This is a genomic window from Pseudomonas sp. R19M (genome assembly GCF_050312585.1).
Taxonomy (GTDB): domain Bacteria; phylum Pseudomonadota; class Gammaproteobacteria; order Pseudomonadales; family Pseudomonadaceae; genus Aquipseudomonas; species Aquipseudomonas palleroniana.
On record NZ_JBNPJV010000009.1, the window covers coordinates 19,043 to 35,858 of the forward strand.

At 62.5% G+C, this 16,816-nt stretch carries 20 protein-coding genes; 5 read left to right on the forward strand and 15 right to left on the reverse strand.

All coding sequences use genetic code 11. The annotated features are described in order from the left end of the window. Window positions 1-11 precede the first annotated feature (11 nt). The 9 genes from ccmI to ccmA form a co-directional block, all read right to left on the reverse strand. Complete coding sequence (gene ccmI, locus ACQRBT_RS00700) at window positions 12-1,196, reverse strand: c-type cytochrome biogenesis protein CcmI (protein ID WP_412047165.1); 1,185 nt, start codon at window positions 1,194-1,196, stop codon at window positions 12-14. Beyond that, window positions 1,189-1,662, reverse strand: coding sequence for a cytochrome c-type biogenesis protein (locus ACQRBT_RS00705; RefSeq protein WP_244698041.1), 474 nt, complete (start codon window positions 1,660-1,662; stop codon window positions 1,189-1,191). Before ACQRBT_RS00705 ends, ccmI begins: the two co-directional genes overlap by 8 nt. Continuing rightward, window positions 1,659-2,195 (reverse strand): DsbE family thiol:disulfide interchange protein, encoded by a 537-nt coding sequence (locus tag ACQRBT_RS00710; RefSeq protein ID WP_008434782.1) that lies wholly within the window; start codon window positions 2,193-2,195, stop codon window positions 1,659-1,661. The genes ACQRBT_RS00705 and ACQRBT_RS00710 overlap by 4 nt, the downstream gene beginning before the upstream one ends. Next, a complete protein-coding gene (locus tag ACQRBT_RS00715) occupies window positions 2,192-4,180 on the reverse strand; it encodes a heme lyase CcmF/NrfE family subunit (protein WP_090365987.1) in 1,989 nt (662 codons plus the stop codon). The genes ACQRBT_RS00710 and ACQRBT_RS00715 overlap by 4 nt, the downstream gene beginning before the upstream one ends. Window positions 4,181-4,183: 3 nt before the next feature. Further along, on the reverse strand, window positions 4,184-4,651 hold the full coding sequence (gene ccmE / locus ACQRBT_RS00720) for a cytochrome c maturation protein CcmE (protein WP_104995914.1): 468 nt from the start codon (window positions 4,649-4,651) through the stop codon (window positions 4,184-4,186). Continuing rightward, window positions 4,648-4,824, reverse strand: a complete 177-nt coding sequence (gene ccmD / locus ACQRBT_RS00725) for a heme exporter protein CcmD (RefSeq protein ID WP_060753296.1) — start codon at window positions 4,822-4,824, stop codon at window positions 4,648-4,650. Before ccmD ends, ccmE begins: the two co-directional genes overlap by 4 nt. After that, window positions 4,821-5,576, reverse strand: a complete 756-nt coding sequence (ccmC, locus tag ACQRBT_RS00730; RefSeq protein ID WP_060753295.1) for a heme ABC transporter permease — start codon at window positions 5,574-5,576, stop codon at window positions 4,821-4,823. The genes ccmD and ccmC overlap by 4 nt, the downstream gene beginning before the upstream one ends. 88 nt (window positions 5,577-5,664) lie before the next feature. Beyond that, a complete protein-coding gene (ccmB, locus tag ACQRBT_RS00735; protein WP_014717701.1) occupies window positions 5,665-6,333 on the reverse strand; it encodes a heme exporter protein CcmB in 669 nt (222 codons plus the stop codon). Next, on the reverse strand, window positions 6,330-6,965 hold the full coding sequence (gene ccmA / locus ACQRBT_RS00740) for a cytochrome c biogenesis heme-transporting ATPase CcmA (RefSeq protein ID WP_104995911.1): 636 nt from the start codon (window positions 6,963-6,965) through the stop codon (window positions 6,330-6,332). The genes ccmB and ccmA overlap by 4 nt, the downstream gene beginning before the upstream one ends. A 200-nt stretch (window positions 6,966-7,165) precedes the next feature. Here ccmA and ACQRBT_RS00745 point away from each other — a divergent pair, with 200 nt between their 5' ends. Then, a complete protein-coding gene (locus ACQRBT_RS00745; RefSeq protein ID WP_412047166.1) occupies window positions 7,166-8,743 on the forward strand; it encodes a flagellar hook-length control protein FliK in 1,578 nt (525 codons plus the stop codon). After that, entirely contained in the window at window positions 8,740-9,069 is a 330-nt protein-coding gene (locus ACQRBT_RS00750) for an EscU/YscU/HrcU family type III secretion system export apparatus switch protein (protein ID WP_412047167.1), read from the forward strand. Before ACQRBT_RS00745 ends, ACQRBT_RS00750 begins: the two co-directional genes overlap by 4 nt. 151 nt (window positions 9,070-9,220) lie before the next feature. Here ACQRBT_RS00750 and ACQRBT_RS00755 read toward each other — a convergent pair whose 3' ends face one another. Continuing rightward, entirely contained in the window at window positions 9,221-10,447 is a 1,227-nt protein-coding gene (locus tag ACQRBT_RS00755) for a molybdopterin molybdotransferase MoeA (protein WP_412047168.1), read from the reverse strand. Beyond that, the gene (gene moaB / locus ACQRBT_RS00760) at window positions 10,431-10,970 is read right to left on the reverse strand and encodes a molybdenum cofactor biosynthesis protein B (RefSeq protein ID WP_412047169.1); all 540 of its coding nucleotides are present in this window, start codon (window positions 10,968-10,970) and stop codon (window positions 10,431-10,433) included. Before moaB ends, ACQRBT_RS00755 begins: the two co-directional genes overlap by 17 nt. Window positions 10,971-11,046: 76 nt before the next feature. On the opposite strand from moaB, the gene mobA reads away from it, so the two are divergent. After that, window positions 11,047-11,649, forward strand: coding sequence for a molybdenum cofactor guanylyltransferase MobA (mobA, locus tag ACQRBT_RS00765; protein WP_412047214.1), 603 nt, complete (start codon window positions 11,047-11,049; stop codon window positions 11,647-11,649). Window positions 11,650-11,728: 79 nt separating this feature from the next. Further along, window positions 11,729-11,950 (forward strand): YgdI/YgdR family lipoprotein, encoded by a 222-nt coding sequence (locus ACQRBT_RS00770; RefSeq protein WP_060753290.1) that lies wholly within the window; start codon window positions 11,729-11,731, stop codon window positions 11,948-11,950. A 56-nt stretch (window positions 11,951-12,006) separates the two neighbouring features. Here ACQRBT_RS00770 and ACQRBT_RS00775 read toward each other — a convergent pair whose 3' ends face one another. From ACQRBT_RS00775 to ACQRBT_RS00785, 3 genes are all read right to left on the reverse strand, one after another. Further along, a complete protein-coding gene (locus ACQRBT_RS00775; protein ID WP_412047170.1) occupies window positions 12,007-12,897 on the reverse strand; it encodes a pseudouridine synthase in 891 nt (296 codons plus the stop codon). Window positions 12,898-12,969: 72 nt separating this feature from the next. After that, window positions 12,970-13,305 (reverse strand): hypothetical protein, encoded by a 336-nt coding sequence (locus ACQRBT_RS00780; protein WP_060753288.1) that lies wholly within the window; start codon window positions 13,303-13,305, stop codon window positions 12,970-12,972. Window positions 13,306-13,378: 73 nt separating this feature from the next. Further along, entirely contained in the window at window positions 13,379-13,615 is a 237-nt protein-coding gene (locus ACQRBT_RS00785; RefSeq protein WP_060753287.1) for a glutaredoxin family protein, read from the reverse strand. Window positions 13,616-13,772: 157 nt separating this feature from the next. On the opposite strand from ACQRBT_RS00785, the gene ACQRBT_RS00790 reads away from it, so the two are divergent. After that, entirely contained in the window at window positions 13,773-15,491 is a 1,719-nt protein-coding gene (locus tag ACQRBT_RS00790; protein WP_412047171.1) for a cation:proton antiporter, read from the forward strand. On the opposite strand, the gene ACQRBT_RS00795 is transcribed toward ACQRBT_RS00790, so the two are convergent. Further along, the gene (locus tag ACQRBT_RS00795; RefSeq protein ID WP_090366003.1) at window positions 15,478-16,686 is read right to left on the reverse strand and encodes an ammonium transporter; all 1,209 of its coding nucleotides are present in this window, start codon (window positions 16,684-16,686) and stop codon (window positions 15,478-15,480) included. The two genes, ACQRBT_RS00790 and ACQRBT_RS00795, sit on opposite strands and share 14 nt — an antisense overlap. Window positions 16,687-16,816 lie beyond the last annotated feature (130 nt).

Below are 16,816 nucleotides of genomic sequence, written 5' to 3' on the forward strand. Positions count from 1 at the left end.
GTTTCCTCGAATTACGGGTTCGGACTGTCGATGGTCAGTTGCTGCAGCGCAGTGGTGCTGCTGGCCAAGGGTTGGCTGCGGCCGATCCACTCACCGGCGGTGGCAACACCCGCCCGGGATATGCGCGCAACCAGTTGGACTTCGGGGAAGTTCGACAGTTTCAACTGCGGCATCATCGCGTCGGCGTCGCCCAGTTCGACGGTAATCGGAAGCTCAGCCACCGTGACGCGTTTGGCCGCCAAGGGCGCCGGCGGGCCGGAGACGGCGCGGGCGAAGATGAACACGCTGTCGGTAGGCAGGGCCTTGGCCTTCACCTCGGGCGACACATCCACACGCACTCTCATCACCGCCTTGGGTGCGACGGCGCTACCGCTTTCTTTCAGCTTTTCGGCAGCACGGTCAATCCCGCCTTGCAGCGCGGCGCGAGAGTTGTCTTGCGCCGGTAGTTGCGCCAGCAGGCGGCTCCAGTAGTCGATAGCCTCCTGATAACGCTGGCCTTCAAAGGCTGCGATACCCAACAGGCCCAGGCTGGTGACCTCCTTGGGATCTTGCTTCAACGCTTCGTCGGTCAGGGCTTGAACCTTGGGCGACCACTGTTTGTTGTCGGCAAAGTACTGCGCCTGCGCCCACTGGCCGAGCAGTTCGGGCTGGCGACCGGCCAGGGCCACGGTGCGCTCGAAGACTTTCGCGGCATCGGCGGAGCGATCCTGCGCCATGTAGGCGCGACCGAGGAAGTACAGACCTTCGGCCGAGTCCGGCTGGGCCGCCGCGGCGCGCTCCAGGCGCTGGGTCATGTCTTCCATGGACACCGGCGGCTGGGAGAATTCGCGGGTCAGTTCGACCTTGTCGCTGGCCCCGAAGTGCAGGTAGAGGCTGATGCCCAGCACCGGGACCAGAAGCGCGGCGAGTAATGGCAGTGGCTTGCCCAGGCGCGACTCACGGGTTTTTTCCGCGCCTTCGGTGTCAGCCAGCAATTCACGGGCGGCCTCCGCACGGCCGGCATCGAGTTGCGCGGCATTGAGCACGCCTTCGTCCTGCTGCACTTGCAGTTCGGCAACACGCTCCTGGTACAACGCCACGTTCAACGCGGTGCGATCCTCCTCACGCTGGGCACGACGGCCGCGCAACACAGGGATCAACAGGAAACTCAGGGCAATCAGAAGCAGCAAGCCGGCTGCGAGCCAGAAATCAATCATCAGTCTTGGTGTCCAGCAATTGGTCGAGACGTTTACGCTCTTCAGGCGACAGTGCGTCGCTGCCATCAATCGGCGCGGCGCGGCGACGGCGCACAATCACCGCCATGACGACCACACCGGCCAGCAACAGCCCGGCGGGGCCGAACCAGAGCAGTGCGGTCTTGCCGGTGAGGGCCGGTTTGTAACGCACAAAATCACCGTAGCGATCGACCATGAAGTCGACGATCTGCTGGTTGTCCTTGCCCTCCCCCAGCATGCGGAAAATTTCTTTACGCAGGTCGGCGGCGATCGGTGCATTGGAATCGGCGATGTCCTGGTTCTGGCACTTGGGGCAGCGCAGTTCCTTGGTCAGGTCGCGGAAACGCTCGCGCTCGGCATCATTGGCAAACTCGTAGGTATCGATGGCGGCATGGGCCACACCTGCCAGCCCGAGTGCCAGCACAGCGGCGGTCAACCAGCGCTTCATGGCTTGGCCTCATCGACCAGGGCCTGGTACTTGGCGGCCAGTTGCTCACGCCACACGACTTCGTCGATCACGCCGACGTATTTGTCGCGGATCACGCCCTTGGCATCGATGAAGAAGGTTTCCGGGGCGCCATACACGCCGAGGTTGAGGCCGAGGTTGCCGTCTTCGTCGCGGATATCCAGCTGGTACGGGTTGTGGAACTCCGCCAGCCACTTCAAGGCCGCCGCATTGTCGTCCTTGTAATTGATGCCGTAGATCACCACGCCCTTCTCGGCCAGCTTGTTCAGCACCGGGTGTTCAACGCGGCAGGAGATGCACCAGGTACCCCACACGTTGACCAGCGCCGGCTTGCCCAGCAGGTCGGCCTGGGTCAGGGTCTTGTCGCCCTGCACCGTCGGCAAGCTGAACGCCGGGAACGGCTTGCCGATCATCGCCGAGGGCAGCTCGGCCGGGTCCAGGTACAAGCCGCGATACAGGAACACCGCCACCACCAGAAATGCCGCCAGCGGCAACACCATCAACCAACGCTTCATACCGCCGCTCCCTGCAGGCCGAGGGCTTCGCGCACCCGGCTCTTGACCTTGACCCGATAGCGCCGGTCCAGCGCGGCAAGCAAACCACCGAATCCGGTGAGCAAACCGCCAAACCAGATCCAGCGCACAAACGGCTTCACATGCACGCGCACCGCCCAGGCACCCTCACCCAGGGGTTCACCCAGCGCCACATAGAGGTCGCGGGTGAAACCAGCGTCGATACCCGCTTCAGTCATCATCGATGACTGCACGGTATACAAACGTTTTTCCGGGTGCAGCACAGCCACTTCGCGGCCGTTGCGCACGACGCGCACGGTGCCTTTATCCGAGGTGAAGTTCGGGCCTTCGAAGTGCTTGGCGCCCTCGAAAATAAAGTGGTAACCGGCCAGGTCCATGGCCTCGCCCGGCGCCAGGCGCAGGTCGCGCTCGGCGCTGTTCTGGCTGGACAACACCACGCCCAGGGCGCACACGGCGATGCCGATGTGGGCGATCTGCATGCCCCAGTAGCTGCGGGTCAACGTCGGCAAGCCCTTGATCAAACCTTTGTGGCGGGTCTTGTCGAAGATATCGCGCACGCCTGCCAGCAACACCCAGGCCGCCAGCAGGAAGGTGGCGAGCACCGCCCAGTTGAAGTCGCCGTAGGCAATACCGGCGATCACCGCCAGGGCCACACTGCCCAGCAGCACCGGCATCAGCATGCCGGCCAGCCATTTGACGGGTGTGTCCTTCCAGCGCACCAGCACGCCAACCGCCATCACCACCATCAGCAGGCCCATCAGCGGGATAAACAACGCATTGAAATACGGCGGGCCGACGGACAGCTTGGCGCCGCTCAAGGCATCCAGCACCAACGGGTACAGCGTGCCGAGCAGGATCATCGAGGCGGCCACCACCAACACCAGGTTATTGCCCAGCAGCAGGGTTTCGCGCGACCACAGGTTGAAACCCACCTGGCTCTTGACCACTGGCGCGCGCAGGGCGAACAGCGTGAGTGAACCACCGACCACGAACAGCAGGAAGATCAGGATGAATACGCCGCGCGCTGGGTCGGACGCAAACGCATGCACCGAAGTCAGCACGCCCGAACGCACGAGGAAAGTACCGAGCAGGCTGAGGGAAAAGGCAGCAATCGCCAGCAGCACGGTCCAGCTTTTGAACACGCCGCGTTTTTCAGTGACGGCCAGGGAGTGAATCAGCGCAGTGCCCACCAGCCAGGGCATGAAGGAAGCGTTTTCCACCGGGTCCCAGAACCACCAGCCGCCCCAGCCGAGTTCGTAGTAGGCCCACCATGAACCGAGGGTGATGCCGATCCCGAGGAAGGCCCACGCCACAATGGTCCATGGCCGCGACCAGCGCGCCCAGGCGGCATCGAGGCGCCCGCCGAGCAAGGCGGCGATGGCAAATGCGAAGGCCACCGAGAAGCCGACATACCCCATATAGAGCATCGGCGGGTGCACGATCAGGCCGATGTCCTGCAGCAGTGGGTTGAGGTCGCGACCGTCCACCGGGATCTGCGGCAGGATGCGGCTGAACGGGTTGGAAGTCATGATCAGGAACAGCAGGAAACCCACGCTGATCATGCCCATCACCGCCAGCACGCGGGCCAGCATCACTTGCGGCAGTTGCCGCGAGAACACCGACACGGCGAACGTCCAGCCGCCGAGGATCAGCGCCCACAGCAGCAGCGAACCTTCGTGGGCGCCCCATACGGCACTGAACTTGTAGTACCAGGGCAGAGCGCTGTTGGAGTTATTGGCCACATAGGCGACGGAAAAATCGTCGGTCATGAAGGCGTAGGTCAGGCAGCCAAACGCAAACACCAGGAAGGCAAACTGGCCCCAGGCGGCCGGCTGCGCCAGGCTCATCCACAGGCGATCGCCGCGCCAGGCACCGAGCAACGGCACCACGGCCTGCACGATGGCAAAGCACAGGGCGAGGATCATCGACAACTGGCCCAGCTCCGGAATAAACAGTGCGGACGTCATTATTTATCCCTCCTTGGCAGGCTGTGAATTAGAGCTTGGGGCGGATTGGCCGCTGTCTTTCAAGGCCTTGGTCACTTCCGGCGGCATGTATTTCTCATCGTGCTTGGCCAGCACTTCATCGGCCACCACCACGCCGTCGGCGTTGAGTTTGCCCAGGGCGACAATGCCCTGGCCTTCGCGGAACAGGTCCGGAAGGATGCCGCGGTAGGTAATGGTCACGGCCTTGTTGAAGTCGGTGACCACGAAGGTCACGTCGAGGGAGTCGGCAGAGCGTTTCAGCGAGCCTTTTTCCACCATGCCACCGGCGCGGATACGCGTGTCCTGCGGCGCTTCGCCATTGGCGATCTGGGTCGGGGTGTAGAACAGGTTGATGTTCTGCTGCAGGGCGCTCAAGGCCAGGGCCACGGCGATGCCGACGCCGGCCAGGATGGCAAGGATGATCAACAGACGTTTTCTACGCAGCGGATTCACTTATCGGTCTCCCGGCGCAGACGACGCGCCTCTTGTTGCAGGTAACGCTTGCGGGCCAGGACTGGCGCGGCAACGTTGAGGGCCAGCACCGCCAGGCAGATGCCGTAGGCCGTCCAGACATACAGGCCATGGTGGCCCATGGCGAGAAAATCACTGAAAGAAGCAAAGCTCATCCACGCGCTCCCAGGCAGGCTTGCACTTCGGCCTTGACCCAACTGGCGCGGGCCTCACGCTTGAGCACTTCAAGGCGCATGCGCATCAAGAGCACGGCACCGAAGAAACAGTAGAACCCCAGCACCATCAGCAGCAACGGCGCCCACATTTCCACGGGCATCGCCGGCTTTTCGGTGAGGGTGAACGTGGCACCCTGGTGCAGGGTGTTCCACCACTCGACCGAGTACTTGATGATGGGGATGTTGATCACACCGACAATCGCCAGCACCGCACAGGCCTTGGCGGCGCTGTCACGATTGCTGATCGCATTGCCCAGCGCAATCAGACCGAAGTACAGGAACAGCAGGATCAACATGGACGTTAGTCGCGCATCCCACACCCACCACGAGCCCCAGGTCGGTTTGCCCCAGATCGCGCCCGTGACCAGCGCCACGGCGGTCATCCATGCGCCGATGGGCGCAGCACATTGCAGGGCGACGTCCGCCAGTTTCATCTTCCACACCAGGCCGACGATGCCGCACACCGCCAGCATCACGTAGCAGGACTGGGCCAGCATCGCAGCGGGTACATGGATATAGATGATGCGAAAGCTGTTGCCTTGCTGGTAGTCCGGCGGCGCGAAAGCCAGGCCCCAGACCAGGCCGACGCCGATCAGCAAGAGGGCGGCGATGCTCAACCACGGCAACAGCTTGCCGCTGATGCCATAAAACCATTTGGGCGAGCCGAGCTTGTGAAACCAGGTCCAGTTCATTGCTGTTTCCATCACGGTGGCTTCCCGTCGTAGCGGGACGCTCAGGGTCTTTACTGGTCAAGGGTATGACGCGCTCAACCAGACCTCATTATTCGCCGACGCTGATCTTCAGGCCGGCGGCTATAGCAAAGGGTGTCAGGGTTACCGCCAGGGCGGTCAGGCTCCCCAGCCACAGAAGGTAACCGGTCGCCGGCATCCCCATGAGCGCGGCTTGCAGAGCGCCGCTGCCCAGGATCAACACCGGGATATACAAAGGCAGAATCAACAGGGCCAGCAACAGGCCACCCCGCTTCAAACCGACGGTCAACGCTGCGCCCACCGCCCCCAACAGGCTGAGCACCGGCGTACCGAGCAACAAGGATAGAAGCAATACCGGCAGGCACTCCACGGGCAGCCCCAGCATCATCGCCAGCAACGGGGAGAGCAAGACTAGCGCCAGGCCGGAAAAAACCCAGTGTGCCAGCACCTTGGCCAGTACCAGAAGTGGCAGGGGGTGCGACGAAAGGACCCACTGTTCCAGGGAACCGTCTTCGAAATCACTGCGAAACAGCCCGTCTAGCGAGAGCAGGACGGACAAAAGCGCAGCCACCCACACCAGGCCCGGAGACAAGGTTTGCAACAGTTTAGTCTCGGGGCCGACCGCCAGCGGGAACAAGGCAATCACGATGGCGAAGAACACCAGCGGGTTGGCCAGTTCGGCTGGGCGACGGCACAGCAGCCGGGCTTCACGCGCAACCAACAGGGCGAACACGCTCATAGCGACCACCGCCCCAAATCCAGCTCACGATAACCAGCCGGCAGGCGGGCCAGGGTGTGGTGCGTAGTCAGCACGACCAAACCGCCCTGCTCACAGTGCCGGGCCAGGTGCTCTTCGAGTTGGGCGACGCCTTGTTTGTCGAGGGCGGTGAACGGTTCATCGAGAATCCACAGCGGCGGGCCGGGCAGATATAAACGCGCCAGGGCCACGCGGCGCTGCTGGCCGGCAGACAGGGTGTGGCAAGGCACGTCTTCAAAACCCTTGAGGCCGACCGCCGCCAAGGCCTGCCAGATGGCGTCGCGGGAGGCCGGGTGATGCAGGGCGCTGAGCCAGCTGAGGTTTTCTTCAGCGCTGAGCACATCCTTGATACCGGCGGCGTGGCCAATCCACACGAGGTTGCGCGCAAGCGTGCTGCGTTGTTCGTTGAGGGGCTTGCCGTTGAGACGGACCTCGCCGGCCGTCGGCTGCATCAAGCCGGCCAGCAGCCGCAGTAAACTGGTCTTGCCACTGCCATTGGGGCCGCTGATTTGCACCATGTCGCCGCCCGTCAGCCGCAGTTCGAGGTGTTCGAACAGCAGGCGCAGGTCGCGTTCACAGGCAAGCGCTACGGCTTCAAGAAGAGGGCTGGTCAAGAGATCGCGGGCCTTTACGGTTCAAGTCGGCGGTGCAGCGGCCGTTATAGAGAGATGCACAATAACGGCTTTGGCGACCGATTTTAGAGAGCTGGATCAAATAGTTGTGAGGTTTTTACCGCTCTCTTTGCAGACGGGCGGCATTATACATGTGATGCCCTACTCTAAAGAGGGCAATTTCCCCAGAGACGACGCGCACGATGACCGGTGAGATCAACCTTCCTCCGCTGCCTCCCACCCCGGCGCCCGGGCCTGCTCCACTGCCGGCGACCGGTGAGTTGCTCAAATTGCTGGAGCCGCAGACGGGGCTGATCGACCCTGGAAAAACCGCAAACGCCGAAGTGCTCGCGCTTAAACAAGGCGGAGACTCGTTTCAACTGCTGCTCAAGCTGACCCTGGATGGCGGGCGCCAGACGTTGGTGCAAGCCAGCAGTGCGCAACCGCTGCCACTGGGCAGCAACGTGGCGGTAAGCCAAACGCCGACAGGCAACCTGACCCTCTCCCTGCAGCAAGCCATGAGCGCCAATGTCGCCGCCCTCACCCGCATCGATACCACGCAAATGCCCGAAGGCACGCTGTTGCAGGCCAAGGTGCTGACTACCCAGATGTTGCCTCAGGGCGCCACGCAGCCGGCAATCTATCGCTCGCTGGTGAGCGTGCTCAATAACGCCCTGGCAGGCACCACCCTCACGGTGGAGAGCCCGCAGCCGCTGCGGGTCGGCAGCTTGCTCAGCGCCGTGGTGCAGAATGCGCAAACCCTGAATTTCGTGCCCTTGAGCGGGCTCAAGGATCAACTGGCCATCGCGCAGCAACTCTCCACCCAGCAAAGCCGTCAGGGCTCGCTGGATGTGCTGTTCACCGCGTTGCAGAACCTGCCCGCCAGCAGCAGCACGTCCGCCGACCTGCGCGCCGCCGCCGACCGCTTGCTCGCGGCCCTGCCGGACCTGGCACAAGCCAGTAACCCCAAGGTGCTGGCGCAACTGGTGCAGAACAGCGGCGCCTTTCTCGAAGCCAAATTGTTGGCCGGGCAAAACCCGCAGATACCGCCGCTGGATATGAAGGGCGCGCTGCTGCGCCTGGTCGCCGACTTGCTGCCGGCCCTGCCCACCCCGACCAACCTGAACGCGGTGCTTGCCGCCAACACCCTGGCCCAGGTACTGCCGAACTTCGTACGCAACCCGCTGAACACCCTTGGCCAGATCGGTGCCCGTCAAGCGCCCGCGGGGTTTCCGTTACCGGACCGGCTGATGCAGCGCCTGGAAGGTGAAGGCGATCTGGAAAACCTGCTGCGCCTGGCGGCTGCGGCGATCTCGCGGTTGCAGAGCCATCAGCTGTCGAGCCTGGAGCAGACCGGCACCACCGCCGATGGCCGCCTGCAAACCACCTGGCAGTTGGAGATCCCCCTGCGCACCCTGCAGGACATCGTGCCGTTGCAAGTCAAGTTCCAGCGTGAAGAGCCAACGCCGGACAAGGAGCAAACCGAACGCAAAGACAAAAAAGACCCCAAGCAGATGCTCTGGCGCGTCGAGCTGGCGTTCGACATGGAGCCGCTGGGGCCGTTGCAGGTCCAGGCCCAGCTTAGCCAGGGCAAACTGTCCAGCCAGTTGTGGGCGAGCCGGCCCTTCACCGCCAGCCTGATCGAAAGCCATTTGGGCAGCCTGCGCGAGCGTCTGGTGACCTCGGGGCTCAACGTCGGTGACCTGGATTGCCACCTCGGCACCCCGCCACGCGGGCCGCGAACCGGACTGGAACAACGCTGGGTGGATGAAACCGCATGAAGAACGCTAACCCGCCGCGCCAGGCGATTGCCCTCAAGTACGACGGCCAGCAGGCCCCGACGCTGACGGCCAAAGGCGATGACGCACTGGCTGAAGCGATCCTGAAATTGGCGCAGGAGAATGAAGTACCGATCTATGAAAACGCCGAGTTGGTAAAGCTGCTGGCGCGCATGGAACTGGGCGACAGTATTCCTGAGGAGCTGTACCGCACGGTGGCCGAAATCATTGCGTTTGCCTGGACGCTCAAGGGCAAGTTCCCGGTGGGCTACGACCCCCATGCGCAGCCGGTAGAGCGGGACATCACAGAACGTGGCGACGACTATTAACCCTTGTAGTGAGCGGGCTTGCCCCGCGCTGGGTGGCGCAGCCGCCCCAACAAGACCGCCCCGGTGTTTCAGAAAGACCGAGGTGCCTGGGTTTGGGGCCGCTTCGCAGCCCAGCGCGGGGCAAGCCCGCTCACTACAAGTGGGCTCTGGGTCAGTTCAGGACTTCACTCAACGGGATGAAATTGACTCGATCACCCACCGCCAGCGTCGTGCCTTCCAATACCTCCACAAACCCCTCCGCCCACGCCGCGCTGCGCAGCACGCCGGAGCTCTGGTTGCGGTAGATGATCGCCTTGCCCTGTTCGATGCGCCCGCGCAGGTATTCGCGGCGGTTACCCGGTTTGGGCCACACGAACCCCACCGGCACTTCGAAACGCAGCGGCGTCACTTCGTGTACGCCTTGACGGCGCAGTAGATACGGGCGCGCCAACAGGGCAAACGTCACCAGGGTCGAAGCCGGGTTACCCGGCAAACCAATCACCGGCACACTGCGAAAGTGACCGAACGTCAGCGGTTTGCCCGGTTTGATCGCCAACTTCCACAGGGCCAGTTCGCCCTCTTCGCGCAAGGCGATGCCAAGGAAATCCGCTTCGCCCACCGACACACCGCCAGTGGACAGGATCAGGTCGACATCACCCAACCCTGCCAGACGCGCACGGGTCTGTTCCAGATCATCCGGCAGGATTCCGCCATCGATCACTTCGCACCCCATACGCGCAAGCCAACTGCACAGTACGCGGCGATTGCTGTTGTAGATCTGGCCCGGCCCCAGCGGCAGCCCAGGCTCGATCAACTCATCGCCGGTGGACAACACCGCCACCCGCACCCGGCGCACCACGCTCAGGCGGTCACGGCCAAGGGAGGCGGCCAGGCCCAGTTCGATCGGGCCCAGGCGCGTGCCGGCGGTCAACACCCGCTCACCAACCGTGGTTTCCTGGCCGCGTGGGCGAGTGTTCTGGCCCGCCTGCAACGGCTCGCTGAAGCTCACACGCTCGTCGGCGTGAAGCACGGCATTTTCCTGCATTTCTACACAATCAGCGCCTTCGGGCACCGGCGCGCCGGTAAAGATTCGTGCGCACGTCCCGGCGGCCAATGGCTGCGGCGCCTGGCCGGCGAAGATGCGCTGGCTGACCGGCAGCGGCTCACCCTTCCAGTCCGACAGCCGCAGGGCATAACCGTCCATGGCGCTGTTGGGCCATGGCGGCAGGTCGAGGGTGGAAATCAGGTCTTGTGCCAGCACGCGCCCATCGACGTCAGCCAGGGGCAACACCTCCTGCTCGCGGATCGGCGTGGCTTCGGCCATGTCCAGCAGGCGCTGCAGCGCTTCTTCCACCGGCATCAGGGCGCCGGTCTTGCCGGGCTTATCCACGGGATTCACAGGGCTCGGCCTGCTTCAAATGAGGCACGAAATTGCACGGGCGGTGACGGTTGTCCAACTGCTCGGCGAGGATACCCTCCCAGCCCGTGCGCACGGCGTTGGTGGAGCCCGGCAGGCAGCACACCAGCGTGCCGTTGGCCAGGCCGGCCAGGGCGCGGGACTGCACGGTGGAGGTGCCGATATCCGCCACGGATATCTGGCGGAACAGCTCGCCGAAACCGTCGACCTGCTTGTCCAGCAGGCAACTCACCGCTTCGGGCGTGCTGTCACGGCCGGTGAAACCGGTGCCGCCGGTAATCAGCACCACCTGCACGACGTCTTCAGCGATCCAGTGGGCCACTTGGGCGCGGATTTTATAGAGGTCATCCTTGAGCAACACGCGCTCGGCCAGGTGGTGGCCAGCGGCGGTCAGGCGATCGACGAAGACCTGGCCCGAGGTGTCGGTGTCCAGGGTGCGGGTGTCACTGACGGTCAATACAGCGATGTTCAGGGGTACGAAGGGCGCATCAGCCTTGGCTTTCATGGCTCGGTCCGGTTGTCGAAGGAACAGCCCGATGTTATATCACAGGGCCTTATTGACCTGCCGCAGCGAAACCGCCATGTCCCTCGATGACTCACCCCTGCCCTGTTCGATCCTGCTGCTGGCCGGTGGCCGCGGCCAACGCATGGGCGGCCAGGATAAAGGCTTGCTGCAATGGCGCGGCCGGCCGTTGATCGCGCACTTGCAGGACCTGACCAGGCCGCTGACAGATGACCTGATCATCTCGTGCAACCGCAACCATGACCTCTACGCCCCCTATGCCGACCAACTGGTGAGCGACGACAGCCAGGACTTCCCCGGCCCGCTCGCCGGCATCCGTGCAGGCTTGCTCGCCGCACGTCATCAGCACCTGCTGATCCTGCCGTGTGATGTGCCGAACATTGATGCAAGATTGCTCGCCGACCTGTGGGAGACATCGCGTAGCCATCCCTGCGTGCCGGTCATGGTCCGACAAGGTGAGTTCTGGGAACCCTTGCTGTGCATCATCCCCACCGCCCTTAAAAACCCAGTGGAATGTGCCTGGGCCGCAGGCGAACGCAGCCCGCGCAAGATCCTGCTGCAACTGGGTGGCGTCGCACTGGAATGCCCGGACAATGACCCGCGCCTGGCCAACCTTAATACACCCGAACTGTTGCACCCTGGGACTGGCGTGTCAGAATGATGGGCGAACAAGGAACTTTGACGACGCCCTGCGCGTCACAAGCTCAGTCATTCAAAAGTATTTTCTCGGAGACAAACTCATGACTCAACGGACCATCGCCGCTCTCATGCTTGCACTGGGCCTGGCTACCCTCGCCGGTTGCGCCTCGCCAACAGTGATCACCCTGAATGACGGTCGCGAAATCCAGGCCGTCGACACCCCGACTTACGACAAGGCATCGGGCTTCTACGAGTTCAAACAGCTTGATGGCAAGGAAACCCGTATCAACAAAGATCAGGTTCGCACCGTTAAAGACCTGTAAGTCTTAACGCTTGCCGCCCAAGGCCCGCCTCGTGCGGGCCTTGTCGTTTCCGGGGGTCACCAGTCGAGGGTGATCCGGCTGCGGAAACTGCGCTCCAGGCCGGTGATCGGGTCAATAAAACGCACGCCCTGGGCCAGCAGTTTGAGCGGGTTGGCGTAGTCATCCACGGCGTCCTTGATCACATCCGGGTAGAACGGATCGTTGCAGATACTCGCACCGAGCGCGGTCATGTGCACGCGCAACTGGTGCTTCTTGCCGGTCACAGGAAACAGGCCATATCGCCACAAATCGCCGTGCTGTTCCCGGACCTCAACCGCCGTTTCAGTGTTGCTGGCACCGGGCCCCTCCTGCATGCGAAAGAACGGTTCGCCATCTACCAGGCGGCTTTTATGCACCAGAGGGAAAGTCAGGTTGGGCAATGCCGGCGCGATGGCTTCGTAGAATTTGTCGATACGCCGCGTGGGAAACAGTTGTTGATAGGCCGAACGGCTTTGTGGGTTGGCCGAGAACAACACCAGCCCCGCCGTGTGGCGGTCGATACGATGCAGGGGCACCAGCGAGGGGTTGTCCAGGCGGCGGATCAGGCGCCGCAGCAGGGTCTGCTCGACGTATTCGCCGGCTGGCGTCACCGGCAGGAAATGCGGTTTGTCAGCCACCACCAGGTGCTCGTCGGCATACAGGATGGTTTCCTGCACCGCGATGACCTTCTCATTGGGCACTTCCCGGAAGTAGTAGATGCACAGGCCCTCCTTGTAAGCCAGGCCCTGGCTGATCGGCTGGCCATTGAGATCCAGCACTCGGCCCCGCGCAATACGGTCCAGCCAATGCTCGCGACTGATGGCCGGGAAGTGTTCGCACAGGCAATCGAGCACCGTCGCCCAAGGCCCCGGAGGCAGATACAGAGTGCTGGCTTGATGCTGGGACGCGGAAAAACCGGAAGTGGACATGAAGAGGCTCGAAACCTGGAAAAACACAGCGGTATTATCCCGCAAGGAGCGGGATTGGGCCTAGGGTCGATCTCAAGCTTTGGCCAATTGGGTTCGCAGGATGGGCGAAGCACTCGCGGCCTCGGTGAACTCCTTGAGCCAGCGCAGCACGTCGACCGCATCCCAACGGCCGGGATCGTACAGCGCGTACAACAACCCCTGGTAACCCACCACATCCAGCTGCTTGTGATAACCGGCGCGCTGGAACAACGCCTCGATCTCGGCAAAGCAGGTGTTGAAATGCACTTTGTTAAACGGCGTCTTGCCTTCCGTGACCAGGCCGTCGAGGCGCAGCTCGTTCACCGCATCACGCACGACATCGACGGACATGCGATTGACGCTGCTTTTCAATTGTTCAACATTCACCACGGGCGTTCCCTCTATTCAATCGCTGTACAAACATACAGTAACTTAATATTTGGAAACCTGCCATCGCATAAAGCTAGAGCAAGAACGTCACGACCTGTTCCGTATCGAACGGCCAATCCAGCTCAGCCCCGGTGTCTACCCGGCGAAGCACCGGAATCCGCAGGCCGTAGGCTTCGGTCAGGTCGTCGGGGTCGGTGATATCGACCAGTTCCACCAGCAAGCCACGTTCGACGAGCGGCATGATTTCGGCTTCGGCAACTTCACAAAGATGGCAACCCAGGGTGCCGAACAACTGGCATTCAGGAGGCATGATGAATGGACCCGGTCAGAAAACAGTCACCTATTCTAAGCCCGGTGACTGCATGAAGCCCACCACCACAAAAAACCTGACCCAGATCAGCATGGCGTATAACTGATTCAGCGATTCTCGCGGCTTTTTGCCCGCCCAACCTGCAAGGAAGCTGTCCGTGTTTGCCAACCTGTTGATCATTCTGGCCTCATCCCTGGTGGTGATTGCGCTATTTCGCCGCCTGCAATTGCCTCCCGTACTGGGCTATCTGTGCGTCGGCCTGGCCGTAGGCCCCACTGCGCTGGATTGGGTGAATGACAGCGAAGAACTGCCGGACCTCGCCGAGCTTGGCGTGGTATTCCTCTTGTTCTCCCTGGGCCTGGAGTTTTCCCTGAGCAAAATGCTCGCCCTGCGGCGAGTGGTGTTTGGCCTGGGCAGCCTGCAGGTGCTGGGGTGCGGCGTGCTGCTGGGTGGTTTGTTGATGGGCTTGGGCCTGTCGCCCGGTGTGGCGCTGCTATTGGGAGCTGGACTGGCGTTGTCTTCCACCGCTATCGTCAGCAAGGAGTTGGGCAGCCTTGGGGAAATCTTCAGCAGCCATGGCCAGAATGCGATTGGCGTGCTGCTGTTTCAGGATGTGGTCGCCGTGTTGCTGCTGACGCTGGTGCCGGTGTTTGCCGGCGGCAGCAACCAAGCGTGGTACTGGGCGCTGCCACTGACACTGGGCAAAACCGTGGTGCTGTTCATCGGCCTGCTAGGGGCCAGTCGCTGGCTATTACCGCGGTTGTTCCATGAAGTCGCTGCGTCCCATTCGGCGGAGCTGTTTGTGTTGCTGGCGCTGGTGATCGTCCTGTTGACCGCCTGGCTGACGCACCTGCTCGGACTCTCGCCGGCCCTCGGTGCATTCCTGGCCGGCATGCTGCTGGGGGAAAGCCATTACCGGCATCAGATCGAAGCGGATATCCGCCCGTTTCGCGACATTTTGCTGGGCTTGTTTTTCGTCAGCATCGGCATGCTCATCGACCTGCAACTATTCGTCAGCCATAGCCTGCTGATACTTGGCCTGACCCTCACCCTGATGCTGGTCAAAGGTTGTGTGGTGGCGGGGCTGGTCAAGTGGCGTGGCAGCGACACTGAAACCGCCTGGCGCAGCGGACTGGCCCTAGCCCAGGGTGGCGAATTCTGTTTTGCGCTGATGGCGCAGATGCAACAAAGCCGGCTGATTCCCGATGAGTTCAATGGCCTGCTCCTCGCTGCCACGTTCTGCTCGATGCTGTTCACCCCACTGCTGCTGCGCGCCGCGCCGTCGATCGCCCAGCGCCTGCACCGCAAGCCCAACCTGCAAGTGCAATTGGAGCAAATCACTGCGCTCAACGCCCAGTTACGCGGCCATGCGGTGATTTGCGGATATGGCCGGGTCGGGCAATCCATCGGTCGTTTTCTGCGCCGCGAACAGCAGGCGTTTATCGCACTGGATGACGACCCGGAACGGGTGCAGGAAGCCGCCACTGAAGACAGCAGCGTGCACTACGGTGACTGTCGCCGTGGCGCCTTGCTGAGTGCGGTTGGGTTGGAACGGGCGCGATTGGTGGTGATCGCAGTGGACGACACGGACGTCGCACTGGTGGTGCTCAAGGAAGCTCGGCGGATCAACCCTGAAGTGCCGATCCTGGTGCGTACCCGCGATGACAGCCAACTGGCCGAACTGAAAGCTGCGGGCGCCAGCGAAGTGGTGCCCGAACTGCTGGAGTCCAGCCTGATGCTCGCCTCCCACGCCTTGATCCTGTTGGGCCTGCCGGAACAACAGGTGCAGGCGCGGGTGGATGAAGTGCGACATAACCGTTATCGCCTGCTGCACGGCTTCTACCCGCAGGCAGAACCGCCGATCAGTCCTGACTGACCGCGCCGATTTTGTGGATCGACAGGTCGGCGCCGTAATACTCCTCTTCCTGGCTCAGCCGCAGCCCATGCACGCGCTTGATCAGGCCATACACCAACAGGCCGCCGACCAACGCCACCGCGACACCCAGGGCCGTACCGATCAACTGGCTGATCAGGCTGACACCGCCCAGGCCGCCGAGGGCCGTCTGGCCGAAGATGCCGCAGGCGATACCGCCCCAGACGCCGCACAGGCCATGCAGCGGCCACACGCCCAGCACGTCGTCGATCTTCCAGCGATCCTGGGCCGCAATGAAAAACCACACAAACAACCCGCCGGCGACCGCACCGGTGATCAGTGCGCCCACCGGGTGCATCAGGTCGGAACCCGCGCACACCGCCACCAGCCCAGCCAGCGGGCCGTTATGCAGGAAGCCTGGGTCATTGCGACCAATGATCAGGGCCGCGACCGTGCCACCGACCATTGCCATCAGCGAGTTGACGGCGACAAGGCCGCTGACGCCGTTGAGGGTTTGCGCACTCATCACGTTGAAGCCGAACCAGCCGACAATCAGAATCCACGAGCCCAACGCCAGAAACGGAATGCTCGACGGCGCAAAGGCGACCAGCCTTCCCTCCCTGTATCGCCCATTACGTGGCCCCAGCAGCAAAACTGCCGCCAGCGCCAACCACCCTCCCATGGCGTGTACCACCACGGACCCGGCGAAATCATGGAAGCTGGCCCCAAAGGTTGCCAGCAGCCAGGCCTGCACGCCGAAATTGCCGTTCCACACCATGCCTTCGAAAAACGGATAGATAAACGCCACGATCAAGGCGGTGGCACACAGCTGAGGTGCGAACTTCGCCCGCTCGGCAATACCGCCGGAAATGATCGCCGGGATCGCTGCGGCAAACGTCAGCAGAAAGAAGAACTTCACCAGGCCGTAGCCGTGATCGGCGCTGATCACCGCTGCCGGTTGCAGGAAGCTCACGCCGTAGGAGATCCAATAGCCTATAAAGAAATAGGCCAGGGTGGAGATGGCGAAGTCGCTGAGGATCTTCGACAGGGCATTGACCTGGTTTTTCTGGCGCACCGTCCCGACTTCAAGGAACGCGAAGCCGGCGTGCATGGCCAGGACCATGACCGCACCGATCAGGATAAACAGGGTGTTGGAGCTGTGGACTAAGGTGTCTACTGCGCTTTGCACATTTTCCATGGACGTTGGCAGGCCTGCATCAAAGGCAAAAAAGCACCAAACCGGTTCAAGCCAGCGTTTCGCGCACTAAATTGGCACCGACGGCCCCACCCCTCTATTGGGGGTGTGAACCGCTTTAGCGCAGCGATCA

Bases quoted from the DNA above. Each gene is read 5' to 3' on its own strand.
- ccmI (WP_412047165.1), bottom strand. From the start codon at position 1,196: ATGATTGATTTCTGGCTCGCAGCCGGCTTGCTGCTTCTGATTGCCCTG.
- ACQRBT_RS00705 (WP_244698041.1), bottom strand. From the start codon at position 1,662: ATGAAGCGCTGGTTGACCGCCGCTGTGCTGGCACTCGGGCTGGCAGGT.
- ACQRBT_RS00710 (WP_008434782.1), bottom strand. From the start codon at position 2,195: ATGAAGCGTTGGTTGATGGTGTTGCCGCTGGCGGCATTTCTGGTGGTG.
- ACQRBT_RS00715 (WP_090365987.1), bottom strand. From the start codon at position 4,180: ATGACGTCCGCACTGTTTATTCCGGAGCTGGGCCAGTTGTCGATGATC.
- ccmD (WP_060753296.1), bottom strand. From the start codon at position 4,824: ATGAGCTTTGCTTCTTTCAGTGATTTTCTCGCCATGGGCCACCATGGC.
- ccmC (WP_060753295.1), bottom strand. From the start codon at position 5,576: ATGAACTGGACCTGGTTTCACAAGCTCGGCTCGCCCAAATGGTTTTAT.
- ccmB (WP_014717701.1), bottom strand. From the start codon at position 6,333: ATGAGCGTGTTCGCCCTGTTGGTTGCGCGTGAAGCCCGGCTGCTGTGC.
- ACQRBT_RS00745 (WP_412047166.1), top strand. From the start codon at position 7,166: ATGACCGGTGAGATCAACCTTCCTCCGCTGCCTCCCACCCCGGCGCCC.
- ACQRBT_RS00750 (WP_412047167.1), top strand. From the start codon at position 8,740: ATGAAGAACGCTAACCCGCCGCGCCAGGCGATTGCCCTCAAGTACGAC.
- moaB (WP_412047169.1), bottom strand. From the start codon at position 10,970: ATGAAAGCCAAGGCTGATGCGCCCTTCGTACCCCTGAACATCGCTGTA.
- mobA (WP_412047214.1), top strand. From the start codon at position 11,047: ATGTCCCTCGATGACTCACCCCTGCCCTGTTCGATCCTGCTGCTGGCC.
- ACQRBT_RS00770 (WP_060753290.1), top strand. From the start codon at position 11,729: ATGACTCAACGGACCATCGCCGCTCTCATGCTTGCACTGGGCCTGGCT.
- ACQRBT_RS00775 (WP_412047170.1), bottom strand. From the start codon at position 12,897: ATGTCCACTTCCGGTTTTTCCGCGTCCCAGCATCAAGCCAGCACTCTG.
- ACQRBT_RS00785 (WP_060753287.1), bottom strand. From the start codon at position 13,615: ATGCCTCCTGAATGCCAGTTGTTCGGCACCCTGGGTTGCCATCTTTGT.
- ACQRBT_RS00795 (WP_090366003.1), bottom strand. From the start codon at position 16,686: ATGGAAAATGTGCAAAGCGCAGTAGACACCTTAGTCCACAGCTCCAAC.